This is a genomic window from Catenulispora rubra, from assembly GCF_015356825.1.
Taxonomy (GTDB): Bacteria; Actinomycetota; Actinomycetes; order Streptomycetales; family Catenulisporaceae; genus Catenulispora; species Catenulispora rubra.
In genome coordinates this window covers 13881-32698 of record NZ_JAACYW010000116.1, presented here as the reverse complement: position 1 = coordinate 32698, position 18818 = coordinate 13881, and the positions used below count along the sequence as shown (strand labels likewise).

The window sequence follows — 18818 nt, the reverse complement described above, 5'->3', positions numbered from 1 at the left end:
CGCCAGCACCTTCGCCACCGCGGACCTGAACACCTACGTCGTGGCCTCCGGCGGCTGGGGCGGCGCCGCCGGCTCGGTCGGCGCGGAGGACGGCGGCTACGGCGGCCTGCCCGGCCTCGGCGGCCGGGACGGAGCGTGCGTCTCCCAGGGGCAGGCCATCGGCGCCACGGTGACCCCGGGCGGGGACGCCACCGGCGGCTCCGCAGCCGGCAGCTCCACCAGCGCCGTGGGCGGCAGCGGCGGGACCGGGAACGCCGACGGCGCCGGGCTCGGCGGCGACGGCGGCGGCGACAACGTGGACCCGCGGCCGGGAGCCGGCGGCGAGGTCGTCGTCAGCTACTGAGATTCACAATTACTCAGACTCGCAATTACTCAGACTCACAATCACCGAGTCTCACAATCACCGAGTCTCGTAACTACTGAGAGTCACAGTCTGAAGATCGCCCAGGGCGTGCCGCGGACCTCGCCGCGGCACCCTGGAGCATTGCCCGGGCGGGCGAAGCGGCTCTGGGTTTGGCCCACACCCCGGCCCTCGGCTATCGTGGTCGTCTGCCTGACTGCCGAAGGCTGACGCACGCCTTTCGCCTTGAGGTCCACCACACACGACGATAGAGGGATCATGCCTGGCACGACGCCGAAGCATCCGGCGCAGCCCGACCCCCGCTCGCCGTATGTCGTGGACACCCAAGACTTCGCCAGGCGCCCGGGTTCGATGCGCAAGCTGCACGAGACCGTTCCGGCGCCGGAGTCCATCGGGGACAAGGACGGAGTCGCCAACGTGCCGGCGGGCTCGGACGTGGACCTCGACGTGCGGCTGGAAGCCGTCGTCGAGGGCGTCCTGGCGACCGGTACCGCCAGTGCCGCCGTCGCCGGGGAGTGCGTCCGCTGCCTGGACCCGCTCGACCTCGAGGTCGAGGCGGAGTTCCAGGAGCTGTACTTCTTCCCGGGTGAAGACACGGGAGGCGACGAGGACGCGGTGTTCCTCGTCAACGATCTGCTCGACCTCGAGCCGGTCGTGCACGACGCGGTGGTGCTCGCACTGCCGTCGGCACCGCTGTGCCGGGACGACTGCCAGGGTTTGTGCCCCGAATGCGGCGCGAACCTGAACGACGACCCGGACCACTCGCACGAGACCGCCGACCCCCGGTGGGCGGCCTTGGCGGACCTGAAGGACCAAGTAGCAAGCAACAGCGGTACGGCGCCGGTCGCCCCGCCCGCCCGAGACCAGGAGTAGGCCCGTGGCCGTCCCGAAGCGCAAGAAGTCCCGCAGCCGTACCCGTTCCCGCCGTGCCCAGTGGAAGGCCGCCCCGCTGACCCTGGTGGCCTGCGAGAACTGCGGCCAGACGAAGGTCCCGCACCACCTGTGCGCGAACTGCGGCACCTACGACCGCCGCCAGGTCGTCGAGGTCTGAGCAACCCGGAGATCTCGATAGCTGTGGCGTCTACGAACAAGTCCGGCAAAGGCGGGACAGGAGCCTCCGCCCCGCCGGAGGACCTCATCGCCCGACTCGGCCTGCCCGTGGACGCCCGGCTCATCGACCGGGCCCTCACCCACCGCTCGTACGCGTACGAGAACGGCGGCCTGCCCACCAACGAGCGCCTGGAGTTCCTCGGCGACTCGGTGCTGGGCCTGGTGGTCACCGACACGCTCTACACCACGCACAGCGAGCTGCCCGAGGGGCAGCTCGCCAAGCTGCGTTCCGCCGTGGTCAACTCCAAGGCCCTGGCCGACGTGGCCCGCGGCCTGCGCCTGGGCGACTACGTCAAGCTGGGCCGCGGCGAGGAGACCACCGGAGGCCGCGACAAGGCCTCGATCCTCGCCGACACCCTCGAGGCGCTGATCGGCTCGGTCTACCTGGACCACGGCATCGAGGTCGCCTTCGACCTGGTCCGCCGCCTGTTCGGACCCCTGATCGCCACCTCGGCCACCCTCGGCGCCGGCCTGGACTGGAAGACCTCCCTGCAGGAGCTGACCGCGGTCGCCGGCATCGGCGTCCCGGACTACCGGGTGACCGAGACCGGCCCGGACCACGACAAGTTCTTCGAAGCCGACGCCTGCGTCGCCGGCGAGGTCTACGGCCACGGCTCCGGCCGCTCCAAGAAGGAAGCCGAACAGCAGGCCGCCGAGGAGGCGTGGCGCACCATCCGCGAGACCCACGCGGAGGCGCTGGCCGCGAAGGGCGTGCTGCCCGGCGCTGCGGGGGACCGGAAGCTCACGCATGGTCCTTACGACATCGAGCCGGATGAGGCTGCGGAAGCTTCTTGAGGGGCGGCGGACATCTTCTGACGGTGGCCTTCGGTACGCTCAGCGCGTGCCCGAACTGCCAGAAGTAGAAGTCGTCCGCCGCGGCCTGGAGCGCTGGGCCGTCGGGCGCACCGTCGCCACCGCTGAGGTTCTGCACGAGCGCGCGACCCGCCGGCACGCCGACGGTCCCGAGGCCTTCGCGGCCCGCGTCGCCGGGCTCACCCTGCTCAGCGCCGAGCGTCGCGGCAAGTTCCTGTGGCTGCCGCTCGGCGAGGGCAGCGAGGGCGGCGTCAGTGTCGGCGAGGCCGTGACCGGCCACCTCGGAATGAGCGGCCAACTCCTGGTGCAGCCTGCGGGCACGCCGGACGAGAAGCACCTCCGCATCCGTTTCACCTTCACGGACAACGGTCCCGAACTCCGTTTCGTGGACCAGCGCACCTTCGGCGGCATGGCGCTGGAGAAGCTGGAGCAGGACCGGCACGGCGTCGTCGTCCCGTCCTCGGTCGTGCACATCGCGCGCGACGTCCTGGACCCGGAGTTCGACGTCGACCACTTCCACAGCGAGCTGCGCCGCCGGGACACCGGCCTCAAGCGCGCGCTGCTGGACCAGACGCGGGTCAGCGGCATCGGCAACATCTACGCCGACGAGGCCCTGTGGCTCGCGCGCCTGCACTACGACCGGCCCACCTCGAAGATGCGGCGCCCCGACACCGACCGCGTGCTCCAGGGCGCGCGCGAGGTGATGACCGCCGCCCTCGCCGTCGGCGGCACGTCCTTCGACAGCCTCTACGTGAACGTCAACGGCGAGAGCGGCTACTTCGCCCGGTCGCTGCATGCCTACGGCCGCGAAGGAGAACCCTGCGAACGGTGCGGCACGCCGATCAAGCGCGAGTCCTTCATGAACCGGTCGAGCTACTTCTGTCCGAAGTGCCAGCGGCTGCCTCGCTGACCCGGAGTCGTCGCTTTCCGCGGAACCACAGCCCGATGATCAGCGCTGCCAGACACAGGCCGAGCAGCGCCATCGCCTGCCCGATCTTGTAGCCCGGCGGGCGGAAGCTGATCTTCAGCGCGCTGCCGCCCTTGCGGGACGGCGGAAGCAGAACCTTGATGATCCCGACATCAGTGCCCTTCAACAGCACCTGGTGTCCGTCGACGGTGGCCCGCCACCCCGGCCAGAGCAGCGCCGCGATCCGCACTTCGCCGGAACCCGTGTAGCGCACGGTTTCGCCGACGCCGTCCGAGGCGATGTCGTCCGCGGTGATGTGTGCGCTCGGCGCGGTGTAGGACACCCGTCCGTTCGGCCATGGCAGGGGCTTGAGACGGCTCAGCAGCGCGGTGTGGTCGTCGAGCGCGCGCACGCTCCAGCCGGTCGGAACCGTCAGCGGCTTCGCGGGCTTCTTGCCCGGGACCACTGGCGGTTTCAGCGCGTCCAGCACGTGCTGCTGGGTCTGCACCACGACGGTCTGGAGCCGCAGCAGGTCGGCCAGTTGGGCGGGGGAGTCGGTGTCCTTGCGCCACAGGTTGGTGTAGAGCGACTGGCAGGTGCCGCCGTAGTACGACATGCACAGGTGTCGCATGTAGGCGCGGTAGGAGACGCCGGTGTAGTTGTTCAGGCTCGTCACCCCGGCCACCTGGAGCAGGCTGCCGCCGGGCAGGTCGTGCCAGACCCGGCGGCGGCCCAGCCGGTCGGCCTCGGTCAGCGGGTCGCCGACCATCAGGGTGTTGCCTTGGTACAGGGTGCCGAAGTGCTGCTTCATCGAGGCCACATCGTGCTGCGGGTGCCAGTCGGTCACGTTCTGGTTGGCCGGGAACGCCACGGCCTGGAAGCCCAGCACGGCCACCGTCCCGCCGATCAGCAGCCGGGACAGCGGACGTCCGGCGCGCACCTTGCGGACCATCAGCCAGGACAGCGCGCCGACCAGCACGGTCGCGGCGATGACCGTCTCGGCCCGGCCCGGCTGCGCCGACCACGACAGGTAGCCGCCGACCAGGATGATCACCGCGGTGGCCGCGGTGCGGCGGCGGGCCAGGTCGGTGCGCGGCGATTCGGTGAGCGCCTTGGCGAGGACGATGCACAGGCCCAGGTAGGCGTACTCGATCACGCGCAGCGGCCAGCGGAACAGCCAAATCTGCGAGGGGCCGACCGCCATCGCCAGGTACACGACCGCGAGCAGGCCGACGCCGATCAGCGTCCGGGGCCGATGCATGACCCGCCGCCAGTCCAGCCACGGCGCGAGCGGCGCGATGAACCAGGCCAGATACGTGGCCGGCACCGACCAGAACGCCATGTGCCACGACACCGAGTGCGGCAGGTACGCCGGGGCGCTGAGGTTCAGCAGATCGCCGACGCCGGGGACCAGGAAGCCGGTGTTCATGATGCCCGAGCCGGGCGAGCGCGTGGTGACCCCGGCGCTGAGCACCAGCGGCAGGAACACCAGCGCGGCTGCCGAAGCCGCGACCGCGCTCACCCCGGCCAGCCGCAGGATCGCGTGCCGGTCGTGGGCGGTCAGCGACTCCACGGCCAGCGCGCACGCCACGACCACCATGCCGAGCAGGCCGTAGGGGTTGCCGGTGGTGACGATCATCAGGCCGAAGAAGATCGGCACCGCCGGGTTCAGCCGGCCGCGCATGTACCGGCGCGCCGACCACCAGAAGTGCGCGGTCCAGGCGAAGCCCATCAGGCCGGCGATCCAGGAGGCGGCGTCGAAGTAGAGCGTGAAGCCGGAGAACGGCAGCGCGACGGCGACGACGGCCGCGGCAGCCCGGCCGGCGCGGTACTCGCGGCAGACCGCGTAGATGCCGAGCGTCAGCAGCACCAGGAACTGGGTCTTGATCACGATCGCGGCGATCAGCAGGTCGCCGGTCAGCGCGGTGAACACCGAGTCCAGCAGCTCGACCGGGTTCCAGATGCCGAACAGCGCCTCGGCGGCGAAGTTGCCGCCGTTCCACATCCCCGGCACCAGCGGGTTCCAGTGCCCGGCCAGCAGATCGGTGCCGATGCGGTGCCAGACCGGCAGGAACTCCGCGGCGCTGTCGTCCCACAGGTAGAAGAACCGGTTGGTCAGCAGCGGGATCTGCGCCAGCACCGCGACGACGACGGCGACCAGCACGGCGGCGCCGAGGTCTGTACCGCCGAAGGGCCGGGGCAGCCGGCCCTTCGGCGGGAGGCCGGGACCGGGACCGGGGCCGGCCGCCGCGTCGGCGGTGGGACGACGGGGGGCCGGCGGCCGCAGGGCCGGGGGCGTGACACTCAACGCAGGACTCCTCGGGCGGGGCGCAGGACGCGCTTCGCGGACGGGACGCGCGCCAAGACTGTTCAACGAGCCACAGCCGCCCCCGGCACCGGCTGCTGCGCCGAACGGCTTGGATGTTCACCGCTTCCGGTGACGCACGTGTGTCCGCACGGCCCGCGGGGGCGGCGGTGGTCTAGCGTCCGCAGGACATTCCGCGCCCGTCACAGGAGGCTGACCCGTGTCCCGGACCGTGCCCGCGCGGCAGCGCCAGGCGTTCAAGCGACAGGCTTCGCGGCGCAGGACTTTCGAGCGCCAGGCCTTCAACCGCCAGGCGTTCAACCGCCAGACCTTCAACCGCCAGACCTTCAACCGCCAGTCCCGCCAGGCATTCGTCCGCCGCACCTGGCTGTCGGCCTTCGCGGCCTTCGCTCTGCTGGCCGTCGCCTGGTCCCTGGCGATGCCGCCGGACGGCACCACCGACGAGCGCCAGCACCTGGAGCGCGCCTACGGGGCGGTGACCGGCCACCTGCTGGCACCGCAGGGCGAGGACCCGCTGGTGCACCGCCCGGGAGCGGCCTACGAGGTCCCCAAGAGCCTGCTGCCGCCGAACGCGTTGTGCGTCTACTTCCCGAACTTCCACCAGGACGAAAGCTGGGTCGCCCGCGCGGCGAGCTGCCAGCACCCGGCCCCGGCGACCCACGCGAAGGTACGCGTGGTGTCCTGGGTGGGGCGCTACAACCCGCTGTACTACCTCGCGGTCGGCGGCCCGCTGCGCTTCTGGCCGACCATGACGGGCATCCTGCTGAGCCGCATCCTCGCGGCACTGCTGGCGTCGGCGTTCGTGGCGGCGGCCGCGCTGGTGGCCCTGCGAACCCGGCGCCCGCTGCTGCTGGCCGCACTGCTGACGGTGCTGACCCCGACGACGATCGCGCTGAACTCGACGGTGAACCCGAACGGGATCGAGATCTCGGCGGCGGTGCTGCTGTGGGTGTGCCTGGTGGATCTGGCGCGGCCGGGGGCGGCGATGCGCGCTTCGCTGGGCCGGGCGGCCTCGGCGGGGCCGGGGCTGGCGGAGACCGAGCTGGGCGCTGCGGCGCGACGGTCGCCGGCCGGTGGATTGCGTTGGCGGCGAGCTGAGGCCAACGCTGTGGCGCACGCGGATGCGGTTCGGCGATCGCCGGTTAGCGCGCAGCAGTGGCGGCGATTGCGTGGAGTTTCTGCGACCGGGTCATCAGCTGAGCCGAGGTCTGATCTGCTGACCTCCGAACCCGGCTCCGCAGCCCGGCTCTCTCTGGCCGCCATGCCGCAGCGGGTCCGCCAAGCGATGCGCGCGGATTCCGCCGCCGCAGCGGTCTCGCAGCCCGCCCTCCTCGCCCTCGCCGCGATCTCCGGCGCCGTCGTCCTCACGGTGCGCGCCGAGGGCCCGTTCTGGTTCGCGCTCGCGGTCGGCGGCACGTTGCTGGCGGCCGAGCGGGGCCGGGTCGGGGAGCTGCTTCGCTGGCGCGCCGCCCACCGCGTCGCCGTCGCGTGGTTCGTCGTCGGAGTGGCGGCGGTGGCCTGGAATGTGCTGTCCGGCAACTCCAAGGTCACCCACACCCTCATCGCCGTGCACCCCGCCGACCATCGCGTCAGCACCCTGCTGCGGGTGATCGCGGTGAACCGGGTCGGCGGCTGGTTCTCCGAGGCGTTCGCGCTGGATGCGCCCGCGTCGTGGGCCCCGATGCTGTGGGCTGCGCTCGCGGCTCTGGTGCTGATTCCGTTGGCGATGCTGCGGAGCCGGCGCGTGGTGGCCGTCGCACTCGCGGTCGCGGCGGCCTCGCTCGGCATCACCGTCGTGCTGGAGATCAAGTACCTCGGCACGCTCGGCTGGTCCCAGTACGGCCGCTATTTCCTGCCGGGGCTGGCCGGTACGGCCGTGCTGCTGGCGTCCGGACCGGCTATGGAGCTCCCGCCGGTGCTGCGGCGCCGGATCCCGCGCCTGGTCGCCGTCGGCGCCGCGTTCTGTCAGCTCTGGGTGCTCGCTGTGGAGATGTCGCGGGTGCAGGCCGGGCCGAACGCCCCGTTGAACCCGCTCGCCGGTTCCTGGCATCCGGCCGTCGGGTCGCTCGCTGTGCTGGTCGTCGCGGGGCTCGGGGCCGTCGTGCTGATCGCCGTCGTGTGGGCCGCCACCGCCGCCGAAACGCCTTCCGCTCCTGTGACGAGGACGGTCCTGACGGCCGCCCCGACGGCAGCCCCGAGCACTGTCCCCGCGGCCTCCGCGGCGCCGGCCGAATCGCAGGTGGTACCAGAGCCGGCAAACTCCTAGTTCCATCACCTATTGGCGTAATACGCGTTACTCGGCGCCTATCGGATCGTTGGTGCGTCGTGTCAACAATCTCTTCGCAAGCGCCAGAATCCGGACAGGGCGCGCCCGACGCGCCCGCCGTCGTCGTCATCGGGGCCGGGCCGGCCGGGCTGACCGCCGCCTACCAGCTGGTCAAGTCCGGGGTGCGGCCGTCGGTCTTCGAGGCCGACGACGTGGTCGGCGGCATCAGCCGGACCGTGGAGCGCGGCGGCTGGCGCTTCGACATCGGCGGCCACCGCTTCTTCACCAAGGCCGGGCCGGTGGAGGCGCTGTGGCACGAGATCCTGCCCGACGAGGACTTCCTGATGCGGCCGCGCATGAGCCGCATCCACTACCGCGGCAAGCTGTTCGACTACCCGCTCAAGGCCGGCAACGCGCTGTCCGGGCTGGGCCTGGTCGAGGCTGCGCGCTGCGTCGGCTCCTACATGTGGGCGCAGATCAAGCCGCCGAAGGACCAGACCAAGTTCGAGGGCTGGGTCGCCGCGCGCTTCGGCTTCCGGCTCTACTCGATCTTCTTCAAGACCTACACCGAGAAGGTGTGGGGCATGCCGGCCAACGAGATCGAGGCCGACTGGGCCGCCCAGCGCATCAAGAACCTGTCGCTGTTCAAGGCGGTCGCCAACGCGCTGGCCCCGAAGCGGAACCAGAAGCAGATCACCAGCCTGATCGAGCAGTTCCAGTACCCGAAGTACGGCCCCGGCATGATGTGGGAGCGCTGCCGCGACCTGGTCGCCGACGGCGGCGGCTCGGTCGTGATGAACACCTGGGTCAAGACCGTGCACCGGGCCGAGGGCGGCGCCGTCGCGGTGACCGTGAAGGACGCCGCCGGCGAGCGCACCGTCCCGGCCGACCACGTCGTGTCCTCGATGCCGATCTCCGCGCTGGTGCGCGCCCTGGACCCGCCGGCCCCGGCCGAGGTCCTGGCCGCCGCCGACGACCTGCGCTACCGCGACTTCCTCACCGTCGCGCTGGTGGTCCCGGAGTCGGCCGGGTTCCCCGACAACTGGATCTACATCCACACCCCCGGCGTGCGCGTCGGCCGGATCCAGAACTTCGGCTCCTGGTCGCCGTACCTGGTCAAGGAGGGGCGCACCTGCCTGGGCCTGGAGTACTTCGTCTCCGAGGGCGACGACCTGTGGGAGGCCGCCGACGACGTCCTGATCAAGCAGGGCGCGCAGGAGCTCGAAGCCCTCGGCCTGGTGTCCTCAGACGCCGTCGAGGAGGGCTACGTGGTCCGGATGCCGAAGGCGTACCCGGTCTACGACGAGTACTACCGCGGCAACGTCGAGGTGATCCGCGAGTGGCTGGCGCGCGAGGTGCCGAACGTGCACCCGGTCGGCCGCAACGGCATGCACCGCTACAACAACCAGGACCACTCGATGATGACGGCGATGCTCACCGCCGAGAACATCGCCACCGGCACCACGCACGACGTGTGGTCGGTGAACGTCGAGGAGGAGTACCACGAGGAGGGCTCGGAGCGGCAAGCCTCCGGCACCTCGGGCACCGGCCGCGACGCGCCGATCCTGCCGCGCCGCCGGGTCGAGCAGGCGCAGGCGCAGACCGACCAGAAGGTCTGACGCGCTGCGCGCCGATCCTGCCGTGCCGCCGGGCTGGGCAGACGCAGGCGCAGTCGGACCGGAAGGTCTGACAAGCGCCGCCCCGGTCCCGCCTGGTGCCGGATCGGGGCCCTGCTGAACGAGGTCGAGTTTTCGCAGTACACGGCGATGCCGCGGGTCTTTCCAGATCCCGCGGCATCGCTGTTTTGCTGTGCAGTATTCAGTAGTGCAGCGCTCAGCGCACCGGCTCGGACTCCGGCTGCGAAGCCGGGCGCGGGATGCTGGCGACCCCGGCCTCGTTCTGCGTCGCACGCGCCGTCAGCGCCGCCAGCACCTCCACCGCCGCGAACACCCACGCCAGCGCCGTCGCCAGCACCGCGAGGTCCAGATGCTTCGCGGTGTCGATCCCGTCGGCGAACGCCGAGGCCCCGAACTGCGTCACCGCGACCGCCAGCAGCAGTCCGAGCAGCGCCCCGACGCCCCGCAAAGCCCTCCTGCGCCGCACCGCGGTCACGGCGGCCGCCGGGATCAACCACAGCAGGACCAGCGTCCCCATGCCGAAGCCGCGCAGCAGCCCCAGCGCGTCCGTGACCGGCGACCAGCGGTGGTCCTGCAGACCACGCGGCGTGTGGGCGAGGTGGGTGTAGTTCCCGAGCGGAGGCAGGACCATGAACTGCGTACCGTGCGGCCCAACCCCGCACAGCGTCGCGGTCGGCCGCGGCTCGTAGAAGTACCCTGCGACCGTGTCCAGCACCGGCAGCAGCCGCGTCGGGTGGTTCAGGAAGAAGCCGAGGATCCGCTGGTGCGACAGGCCCTTGGTGAACTTCTGGTACCCGGCACTGTCCTGCAACGCGGTCGGCGCGCACCACGGCGGCGCCCCCGCATACTGCCCGAGCCATGCCGGCGCCCCGAATTCCGCGAGGTCCCGCTGCGGATGCGCCGAGGTCGGCAGCAGCGTGACGCTCACGAAGTTGGCCTCGGTCAGCTGCGCCGTCCGCTTGTCCTCGTTGCCGGACACTGCGAACGCCCCGGCAGCCATCACCATCACGGCCACCAGACCGGTCAGCCGGTGCCGCAGCCGCCGGTCCAGGCCGTGCAGCCGCAGCGCGTCGGCCAGCCCGGCGAGCCGGGTCAGGCGCTCCGGCACCACCACCGGGACCGCCGGCGCCAGCAGCACCAGCGCCAGCGGCAGCACCGCCGGCACGTTCTGCGTCTTGGCGGTGGCGAAGAAGAGCCCGGACACGCCGGTCACCGCGATCCCCGCCAACCGCCGCCGACGGCTCGGCCCGGCCAGCATCAGCACACCGACCGCGACGTACAGCAGTCCGATGACCGACGCGATCTCGCTGAACGGCGAGACCGCGTAGTCGACGAACACCGTGTCTGCGACCACCGCCACCACCGCGGCGCACATCAGCAGCCGGTACCGGTGCCGCAGCGTGGCGACCCGGTACAGCAGCCCGACGGCCGCGCCGAGCAGCAGGCAGCACACGATCCCCACGGCCCGCAGGTCCAGGTAGCCCGGCAGCCCGAGCACCCGCGTGAGCCCCCGCGCCGCGTACAGCACCAGCAGCTGGCTGCTGCGGTAGGGCACGTCCGGCAGCCGGATCGAGCCGAGCGCGTGCCGCTGGCAGCTGAAGTGCGCGAGGTGGTCGTAGCGGTAGTACACGTAGTCGCGCAGCCGCGGCGTGTTCCGCGGCAGCCGCACGTCCACGCCGAGGTGGCACATCAGCCGGACGCCGTCGTAGTTGTCGGCCACCCCGACCGGCCGCGGCACGAACAGGCGCAGCATGAGCAACACCGCCGAGCCCGCGCCGACGGCCGCCGCGAGGACGGTCGCCGGGAGCCGGGACGGACGGAGGTCTTCGATCCTTGGTTTACGCACGCCTTGGTTCAACGACCGAAGCCGTGCGGCAGCACGATTTGTCCGCTCTGCGAGTGAACGGCGGCGCGCGGGGGCTACCCCCAGCCGAGCTCGATCGACCAGTACACGTCCCCGGTCGCCGGGTCCAGCTGCGCCGAGACGCCGATCGAGCTGTTCCAGTACGACAGCAGCGCCCGCCGCGACGACGGGTCCCGCATCAGCGCCCCGATGACGTCGTCCCCGGGCTTGCCGTGCGCGATGAGCTCCTGGGACAGCGAGTAGCAGCCCAGGTCCGCCGCGCGGCTGAACGGGTCCGAGCCGTCGGAGCCGATGTGGCTGAAGTCGCCGGTGTGCGCCATGTCGGTCGAGTGCACCCGCGCGGCCCTGGTCAGCAGCGAGTCGATGCTCAGCAGGTCCACCCCCTGCTGCGAGCGGGCGTGGCCGATCTCGCCGATCGCCGAGGAGACCGCGGCCGAGGTGTTGAACGGCGCCGTCGGGCTCGTGGTGATCGGCGGCGACGTCGGGGTGGTCGTCGGCGGCGTGGTCGGGGTGGTCGGCGCGGTCGTCGGCGGCGTCGTCGGGGACTGGCTCGGCGAGGTCGGGCCGGACGGCGGCGGCTGTGACTGGCTCGGCGGCGGCTGCGAGGGCCGCGGCGAGGAGGACGACATCGTCGGCGTGTGCACCGTGAACGGCGACGGGCTGGTCGAATTCGTCGTGGGCGCGGCGAAGGAGGACGTCGCCGTGCTGCTCGGCGCGGCCGGGGAGTCCGAGGCCGACGACGTCGGCGGCGAGGTGACGCTCACGTACCCCGGGGCCGCGTTGCCGCCGCCGCCCGGCGACAGCGGCGGCATCCGGTTCGGCGCGCCGTCCAGGACGGTCGAGGTCGATCCGGCCGGGCTGTGCAGGATCCCCGGCGCGACGAAGGCGAACGCGGCGATGGCCGCCGTGGACAGGCTGCCGATGGCGATCGGTGTCGGCCGCAGCGGGCTGAACGGGCTGCGGGCCCGATGGCGCGCGCTGTAGGCGCCGGCCCGGACGCCGGCCTCCTGCCAGGTGCGTATGTCCATATACTGATGTCCCCCTGTCCCACCGGCGCCGAAGTCACCAGATGCTACCGCCGGGGCGGGTGGGACGTAAGGGAATTCGCGTTCCGACCAGGAATTCTGGGGCAGGTTTTCGCTGTCGGCGACGGCTCAGGAATAGCCGAAGTCCTGGGTCCACCACGGCCCGTTCGGACCGAACTGCACCCCCACGCCGATGGCCTTGGACGAGCAGTTCAGGATGTTGGCTCGGTGCCCGGGGGAGTTCATCCAGGCGTCGACGACCGACTGCGGCGTCTGCTGGCCCATCGCGATGTTCTCGGCTGAGGGATCTGAGTATCCCTGGGCCTCGATGCGGGTCCACGGGGTCACGCCGTCGGGGGTGTTGTGGGCGAAGTAGTTCCGGGCCCGCATGTCGACGCTGTGCGCTATCGCCGCCGCGCGCAGCCGGGGGTCGTCGCGCAGCGCCGGGCAGCCGTGCGCCACGCGCTGGTCGTTGGTCAGCGTGACCACCTCGGCCTCGTACGCGGCAGCCGTGGAAGTGGAAGTGGAAGTGGAAGTGGTCGCGGTGGTGGTCACGGTCCGTGACGGCACCAGCGGCGACGAGGACCGGGTCGCGTCCCGGGACACCGGGGAGGTGCTGCGGCCGTCGGTGACGCTTGAGGCGTCGGCGGACGGCGTCGGCTTCGGGTCCGGGCTCGGCGTGCTCCCGCTGGAAGAAGCCGGCGGCGGGACGACCGGCGCCGAACTCCCCGGCCCGAGCGCGACCTCGGTGTCGACGTGCGGACGCAGCAACAGCGGGGTCACGATCGCCAGCCCGCCGACCACCGCGGTGATCACCGGGCGGCGCAGCCCCCGGTGCCGGCGCGGCGCCCGACGGCGGTGGCTGGTGGGGCGGCGGGGGCGGTCGTACCGCTCTCCGGCGTCAAGCACTGAGGCCATACCGCCAAGCTACAAAGGGTCTTTAGTCCGTTCGAGTGACTTGGATAAACCTTTGCGCGTCCTTGATGTCCCGGACCTCGTGACCGACCCCTCCAGGGTGAATTCCCGCTCCGGATAAGGCGGATCCGGCACGGATAACGCTTGACGCCCGGGTATCCGAAGTGATCGAGTGGCCTCACGGCCCGCGCGGTCCGCTTTGCGGTGCCTGCCTCCGTGTTGACCCAAGACCCCTTTCGGTGCGACCCTGGTAGTCGCGCACTCCTTTTTGTCGGCGCGGTATGCCCTGTGGTGAAACCGGCTAAACGCCGGGCTCATCGCTGATTCATAACGCTTACGACGCTGCCTCCCGCAGCCGGTGCGCGACCACGGCACCACCTTGTCTGGCAGGTTGACACCTACAGAGGTTCTGGCGAAGACGCCAGGCACTCATCGTGAAGGACCCTCACTATGGCTAAGGCGCTTCTCGGGCATGTCGCTGCGGTGGACCACCGCATGGTTTCCGAGATGAGGCGGCTCAAGCAGCGCGTCGTCGACCTGGAGGCGTATGTGTCCCGCCTCGAGGACGAGAACGCGGCGCTGGCCGCTTCGAAGTACAGCTCGACCGGGCTGGACTCCGAGTTCAGCGAGCTGGAGCGGGAACCCGCTCTGACCCGCTAGCCGGCGAAAGCTGGTCCCCATCAGCGGCATCTCCACTAAAGGGACGTTGGAGCGACCTCCGGCGTCCCTTGCACTGGAGGGGGTACGCTCGCCAGGAGCATCGCCGGGCTTGTGAACAGGCGAAGCTTAAACCGGACCCCTACATCAGGCCCGCCGGCCGGGCAGCGCAGGAGAGTGTCGCCGCACGTGTACCTGAAGACCCTGACCCTGCGCGGCTTCAAGTCCTTCGCCTCGGCCACCACCCTGCGCCTGGAACCGGGCATCACCTGTGTGGTCGGCCCCAACGGCTCGGGCAAGTCGAACGTCGTGGACGCCCTGGCCTGGGTGATGGGCGAGCAGGGTGCCAAGTCGCTGCGCGGCGGCAAGATGGAGGACGTCATCTTCGCCGGCACCACCGGCCGCGCGCCGCTGGGCCGCGCCGAGGTGGCGCTGACCATCGACAACGGCGACGGTGCGCTCCCCATCGACTACTCCGAGGTCACCATCTCGCGGATCATGTTCCGCAACGGCGGCTCGGAGTACGCCATCAACGGCGACCCCTGCCGGCTGCTGGACATCCAGGAGCTGCTCTCCGACTCCGGCATCGGCCGCGAGATGCACGTCATCCTCGGCCAGGGCCGCCTCGACGCGGTGCTGCAGGCCAGCGCCGAGGACCGCCGCACCTTCATCGAGGAGGCCGCCGGCGTCCTGAAGCACCGCAAGCGCAAGGAGAAGGCGCTGCGGAAGCTGGACGCGATGCAGGCCAACCTGACCCGGCTCACCGACCTCACCGGCGAGCTGCGCCGCCAGCTCAAGCCGCTGGGCCGGCAGGCCGAGGTGGCCCGGCGCGCCGTGGTCATCCAGGCCGACCTGCGCGACGCCCGGCTCCGGCTGCTCGCCGACGACCTGGTCACCATGCGCCTGGCCTTCGAGCAGGAGTCCGCCGACGAAGAGGCGATGAAGGTCCGGCGCAAGCAGTTGGAGCGCGAGTACGCCGAAGCGCAGGCCCAGGAGTCCGAGCTCGAACAGCGCGGCGCGGCCCTGGTCCCGTACCTGGCCCAGACCCAGGAGACCTGGTACCGCCTCAGCTCCCTGAAGGAGCGCTACCGCGGCTCGGCGCAGCTGGCCGTCGAGCGGGTCCGCAACGCCTCCCGTACCGCTCCCGAGGAGCGGCACGGCCGCGACCCCGAGGAGATGCAGGCCGAGGCCGCGCGCATCCGCGAGGAGGAGGCCGAGCTCGCCGAGGAGATCGCCGAGGCGCAGGAGACCCTGGCCGGCGCGGTCATGCAGCGCACCGACGCCGAGACCGCGCTGCAACAGGAGGAGCGCCGGCTGGCCGCCTCCGTGCGCGCCGCCGCCGACCAGCGGGAAAGCCTGGCCAAGCTGGAGGGCCGGGTCGGCGCGATGCGGTCCAAGGCCGCGGCCGCCGACGCCGAGATCGGCCGGCTCGGCGCCGCCGCCGAGGACGCCCGGGGCCGGGCGGCCGGTGTGCAGCGCGAGTATGACGAGCTCAAGGCAGAGGTCGAGGGCCTGGAGACGGACGGGGGCGGGCTCGACGACGAGGTCGAAGAGGCTTCCCAGGCGCTCTCCGAGTCCGAGGAGAAGCTGACCGAGCTGCGCGCCGCCGAGCGCGAGGCCCAGAAGGAGCAGGCCGGATTCGCGGCCCGCAAGGAAGCCCTCGAACTCGGCCTGAACCGCAAGGACGGCGCCGGCGCCCTGCTGGCCGCCACCGACCGGCTCTCCGGCCTGCTCGGCAGCGTCGCGGCGATACTGACCGTGGAGTCCGGAGCCGAGGCCGCGGTGGCCGCCGCGCTCGGCACCGCGGCCGACGCGGTCGCCGTGACCAGCGTGGACAGCGCGGTCAACGCCATCCGGCTGCTGAAGGCCGACGACGCCGGCCAGGCCACGGTCATCGTCGGCGGCGACGTCTCCTACCCCGACGACGGCGAATGGCCGGAACTGCCGGCCAACGCCCGCTATGTCATCGATCTGATCCAGGTCCAGGAGGGGCTGCGCCCGGCGTTCACCCGGCTGCTGAACCGGATGGCGGTGGTCGAGGACCTGTCCGAGGCCTCCGAGCTCATCGGGCGGATCCCGGACGTCCGGGCCGTGACCCGGGACGGCGACGTGCTGGGCCGGGACTCGGCCCGCGGCGGCTCGTCCTCGGCGCCGACCCTGCTGGAGGTCCAGGCCGCGGTCGACGAGGCCACCGAGAAGCTGTACGAGGCCGGTGCCCGCGCCGAGCGGCTGCGGACCGAGCTGGAGTTCGCGACCGCCGAGCGGCAGACCGCCAAGGCCCGCGTCGACACCCTGATGGCGCAGCGCCGCGAGGCCGACAGCCAGAAGGCCGGCGTCGCGCAGCAGCTCGGCCGGCTCGGCGGCCAGGCCCGCGCCGCGCTCAGCGAGGTCGAGCGCTTCGTCGCGGCGATCGAGAAGGCCGAGGAGGCGCGCGACCGGGACCTGGGGCAGGTCGAGGAGCTGGAGGGCCAGCTGCTCGAAGCCCAGGAGGTCGCCGCAGCCGCCGAAGAGCTCGACGACGTGCTGTCCACCGGCCGCCGCGACGACTTCGCCCAGCAGGCCACCGCCGCGCGCACCGCGGAGATGGAGGCGCGCCTGGCGGTGCGCACCGCCGAGGAGCGGGCCCGGGCCCTGGCCGGCCGGGCCGACCAGCTGGACCGTGCGGCGCAGCAGGAGCGCGAGGCCCGCGAGCGGGCCATAGAGCGGGCCGAGCGCCTGGCCGAGGAGGCCGAGGTCGCCCGGGCCGTGGCCCACGGCTTCGAGCAGGTCATCCGGCACCTGGAGCAGTCGCTGGCGCTGGCCCAGGTCCGCCGCGAGGAGGCCGAGCAGGCCCGGGTCGCGCACGACGCCGGGATCCAGGTCGTGCGGGCCCGGGTCCGCGAGCTGTCCGGCGAGCTGGAGAAGCTCACCGACTCGGTGCACCGCGACGAGGTCGCCCGCGCCGAGCGCCGGATGCGTATCGAGCAGATGGAGGAGAAGGCGCTGGCCGAGCACGGCGTCGAGGCCGACGTGCTGGTCGCCGAGTACGGGCCCGAGGTGCCGATCCAGCCGACCGTCGAGGGCGACGTCCCCGTGCCCTACGACCGCGCCGAGCAGCAGCGCCGGCTGAAGAAGGCGGAGAAGGACTACTCGGCCCTGGGCAAGGTGAACCCGCTGGCGCTGGAGGAGTTCGCGGCGCTGGAGGAGCGGCACCAGTTCCTGTCCGAGCAGCTGGAGGACCTGAAGAAGACCCGCAAGGACCTGCTGGACATCATCAAGGAGGTCGACGACCGGGTCGAGCAGGTCTTCACCGAGGCCTACCACGACGTGGCCCGCGAGTTCGAGGGCGTGTTCTCCCGGCTGTTCCCCGGCGGCGACGGCCGGCTCATCCTCACCGACCCCGAGGACATGCTGACCACCGGCATCGAGGTCGAGGCCCGTCCGCCGGGCAAGAAGGTGAAGCGGCTGTCGCTGCTGTCCGGCGGCGAGCGGTCGCTGACCGCCGTGGCCTTCCTGGTGTCCATCTTCAAGGCCCGGCCCTCGCCGTTCTACATCATGGACGAGGTCGAGGCGGCGCTGGACGACACCAACCTGGGCCGCCTGATCAACATCATGGAGGAGCTGCGGGCCACCTCGCAGCTGATCGTGATCACGCACCAGAAGCGCACCATGGAGGTCGCCGACGCGCTGTACGGCGTCACCATGCGCGGGGACGGCGTCACCACGGTCATCAGCCAGAAGCTGCGCAACAAGGAGACCGGGGCCATAAGCGACGCGCCGAAGGTGGTGCCGGCGCAGGCCGCGGCCGAGGTCTCCGCGGAGGCGGCGGCGGTGGAGTCCGCGCAAGCCGCGGCGCAGGAGTCCGCGCAGGCCGCGGCGGAGAACGCCATGGAAGACGAGACGGTCTGAGCCTTACCCTGCTGCGATGACCACTGGGGAAATACGCCTGAGCGAAGACGTCCTGCTGCGGCCGATGCGTTTGACGGACGCCGCGGCCCTGGCCCGGGCCTTCGACCGCAACCGCGCGCACCTCGCGCAGTGGGACCCGATCCGCCCGGACGACTTCTACACCGAGACGGGGCAGTACTCGCGGCTGAAGAAGCTCGAAACGGACCGGGCCGAGGGCCGCACCGAGCGCTGGACCTTCGACCGCGGCGACGGCGAGGTGTACGGCAGCCTCACGCTGTCGGGCATCGAGCTGGGCATCTTCCTCAACGCCCGGATGGGCTACTGGGTGGACGTCGAGCTGATCGGCCGGGGACTGGCCAGCGCCGCTGTGAACGGCGTGTGCGAGTACGCGCACAAGCGCTGGAACCTGCACCGGATCGAGGCCGGGACGAACGTCGAGAACCTCGCCTCGCAGCGGGTGCTGGCCAAGTGCGGGTTCGAGGAGATCGGGCTGTCGCGGTCGCACCTGTACATCAACGGCCGGTGGGCCGACAGCAAGCAGTTCTACCGGATCCTGCACACCGACCCGCTCAAGCCCTGATTGCTCCTCCGCCTGTCCCCGGTTCGGGTCTCAGTCCTCGTCGAGGCCCGGACCCAGGTCCAGGTTCACCGGCGTGCCCTCGCGCAGTGAGCGGCTGACCGTGCAGTGCCGCTCCTCCACGCGCTCGGCGACGTCCCGGAACACCTTCTCGGCGTCCGCGTCGCCCTCGGGCAGCTCCACGCTGTAGCCCAAGGTCACCGGCCCGAGCTTGTTCCGCTCGATCTTCTCCGCGGTCGCCGACGCCGCCAGCCTGGTCATCCGGTGGCCGCGCTGCGCGGTCAGCGGCTCGGTGGTGACGATGTTGCAGCCGGCCGCCGCGACCAGAAGCAGCTCGACGGGGGAGAAGTTCGGGCCCTGGCCGTCTCCGCTCACCTCGATGCGCGCGCCACGTTCGTTGGTGGCGATGTAGCGGCCGTCATCTGTGCGTTCGACCTTGATCTCGTACATGGGAACCAGTGTTCGCGGGGTG

15 protein-coding genes and 1 pseudogene are annotated in these 18818 nt (G+C 71.6%); 11 read left to right on the top strand and 5 right to left on the bottom strand.

Annotated features, from left to right (window positions below; all coding sequences use genetic code 11):
* The 5 genes and pseudogenes from GWK61_RS28065 to mutM all read left to right on the top strand — a co-directional run.
* A pseudogene (locus tag GWK61_RS28065) lies at positions 1–343 on the top strand (hypothetical protein); the annotation flags it as partial.
* Between the two features lie 276 nt (positions 344–619).
* Positions 620–1234, top strand: coding sequence for a YceD family protein (locus tag GWK61_RS28060; RefSeq protein ID WP_194913193.1), 615 nt, complete (start codon positions 620–622; stop codon positions 1232–1234).
* A gap of 4 nt (positions 1235–1238) precedes the next feature.
* A complete protein-coding gene (gene rpmF, locus GWK61_RS28055; RefSeq protein WP_015796566.1) occupies positions 1239–1412 on the top strand; it encodes a 50S ribosomal protein L32 in 174 nt (57 codons plus the stop codon).
* Between the two features lie 23 nt (positions 1413–1435).
* On the top strand, positions 1436–2266 hold the full coding sequence (gene rnc, locus GWK61_RS28050; protein ID WP_194913191.1) for a ribonuclease III: 831 nt from the start codon (positions 1436–1438) through the stop codon (positions 2264–2266).
* 46 nt (positions 2267–2312) lie between these two features.
* Positions 2313–3194, top strand: coding sequence for a bifunctional DNA-formamidopyrimidine glycosylase/DNA-(apurinic or apyrimidinic site) lyase (gene mutM / locus GWK61_RS28045; protein ID WP_194913187.1), 882 nt, complete (start codon positions 2313–2315; stop codon positions 3192–3194).
* Here mutM and GWK61_RS28040 read toward each other — a convergent pair.
* Positions 3142–5499, bottom strand: coding sequence for a hypothetical protein (locus GWK61_RS28040; protein ID WP_194913180.1), 2358 nt, complete (start codon positions 5497–5499; stop codon positions 3142–3144). The two genes, mutM and GWK61_RS28040, sit on opposite strands and share 53 nt — an antisense overlap.
* 217 nt (positions 5500–5716) lie before the next feature.
* Between GWK61_RS28040 and GWK61_RS59830 the strand changes: the two genes are divergently transcribed.
* A complete protein-coding gene (locus GWK61_RS59830) occupies positions 5717–7783 on the top strand; it encodes a DUF2142 domain-containing protein (protein WP_194913176.1) in 2067 nt (688 codons plus the stop codon).
* Between the two features lie 59 nt (positions 7784–7842).
* Positions 7843–9402: an NAD(P)/FAD-dependent oxidoreductase gene (locus tag GWK61_RS28030; RefSeq protein WP_323747793.1), complete on the top strand. Its 1560-nt coding sequence runs from the start codon at positions 7843–7845 to the stop codon at positions 9400–9402.
* A 214-nt stretch (positions 9403–9616) separates the two neighbouring features.
* Here GWK61_RS28030 and wsfD read toward each other — a convergent pair whose 3' ends face one another.
* Together wsfD and GWK61_RS28020 are read right to left on the bottom strand one after the other, a co-directional pair.
* Positions 9617–11266: a glycan biosynthesis hexose transferase WsfD gene (gene wsfD / locus GWK61_RS28025; RefSeq protein ID WP_194913166.1), complete on the bottom strand. Its 1650-nt coding sequence runs from the start codon at positions 11264–11266 to the stop codon at positions 9617–9619.
* Positions 11267–11340: 74 nt separating this feature from the next.
* Positions 11341–11664 (bottom strand): CAP domain-containing protein, encoded by a 324-nt coding sequence (locus tag GWK61_RS28020; protein WP_194913165.1) that lies wholly within the window; start codon positions 11662–11664, stop codon positions 11341–11343.
* Here GWK61_RS28020 and GWK61_RS28015 point away from each other — a divergent pair.
* On the top strand, positions 11648–12268 hold the full coding sequence (locus GWK61_RS28015) for a hypothetical protein (protein WP_194913163.1): 621 nt from the start codon (positions 11648–11650) through the stop codon (positions 12266–12268). The two genes, GWK61_RS28020 and GWK61_RS28015, sit on opposite strands and share 17 nt — an antisense overlap.
* Before the next feature lie 170 nt (positions 12269–12438).
* Here GWK61_RS28015 and GWK61_RS28010 read toward each other — a convergent pair whose 3' ends face one another.
* Positions 12439–13227: a CAP domain-containing protein gene (locus GWK61_RS28010; RefSeq protein WP_194913161.1), complete on the bottom strand. Its 789-nt coding sequence runs from the start codon at positions 13225–13227 to the stop codon at positions 12439–12441.
* Positions 13228–13674: 447 nt separating this feature from the next.
* On the opposite strand from GWK61_RS28010, the gene GWK61_RS28005 reads away from it, so the two are divergent.
* The 3 genes from GWK61_RS28005 (at position 13675) to GWK61_RS27995 (ending at position 18349) form a co-directional block, all read left to right on the top strand.
* Positions 13675–13884 (top strand): hypothetical protein, encoded by a 210-nt coding sequence (locus tag GWK61_RS28005; RefSeq protein WP_194913159.1) that lies wholly within the window; start codon positions 13675–13677, stop codon positions 13882–13884.
* 186 nt (positions 13885–14070) lie between these two features.
* Positions 14071–17769, top strand: coding sequence for a chromosome segregation protein SMC (gene smc / locus GWK61_RS28000; protein ID WP_194913157.1), 3699 nt, complete (start codon positions 14071–14073; stop codon positions 17767–17769).
* 16 nt (positions 17770–17785) lie between these two features.
* Positions 17786–18349: a GNAT family N-acetyltransferase gene (locus GWK61_RS27995; RefSeq protein ID WP_194913148.1), complete on the top strand. Its 564-nt coding sequence runs from the start codon at positions 17786–17788 to the stop codon at positions 18347–18349.
* A gap of 30 nt (positions 18350–18379) precedes the next feature.
* On the opposite strand, the gene GWK61_RS27990 is transcribed toward GWK61_RS27995, so the two are convergent.
* Positions 18380–18796 (bottom strand): OsmC family protein, encoded by a 417-nt coding sequence (locus tag GWK61_RS27990; RefSeq protein WP_194913142.1) that lies wholly within the window; start codon positions 18794–18796, stop codon positions 18380–18382.
* Between the last annotated feature and the right edge of the window lie 22 nt (positions 18797–18818).

Excerpts from the sequence above, each read along its gene's own strand:
- GWK61_RS28015 (WP_194913163.1), top strand. The coding sequence starts at position 11,648 with ATGCTCAGCAGGTCCACCCCCTGCTGCGAGCGGGCGTGGCCGATCTCG.
- GWK61_RS28010 (WP_194913161.1), bottom strand. The coding sequence starts at position 13,227 with ATGGCCTCAGTGCTTGACGCCGGAGAGCGGTACGACCGCCCCCGCCGC.
- GWK61_RS28005 (WP_194913159.1), top strand. The coding sequence starts at position 13,675 with ATGGCTAAGGCGCTTCTCGGGCATGTCGCTGCGGTGGACCACCGCATG.
- GWK61_RS27990 (WP_194913142.1), bottom strand. The coding sequence starts at position 18,796 with ATGTACGAGATCAAGGTCGAACGCACAGATGACGGCCGCTACATCGCC.
- GWK61_RS27995 (WP_194913148.1), top strand. The coding sequence starts at position 17,786 with ATGACCACTGGGGAAATACGCCTGAGCGAAGACGTCCTGCTGCGGCCG.
- GWK61_RS28060 (WP_194913193.1), top strand. The coding sequence starts at position 620 with ATGCCTGGCACGACGCCGAAGCATCCGGCGCAGCCCGACCCCCGCTCG.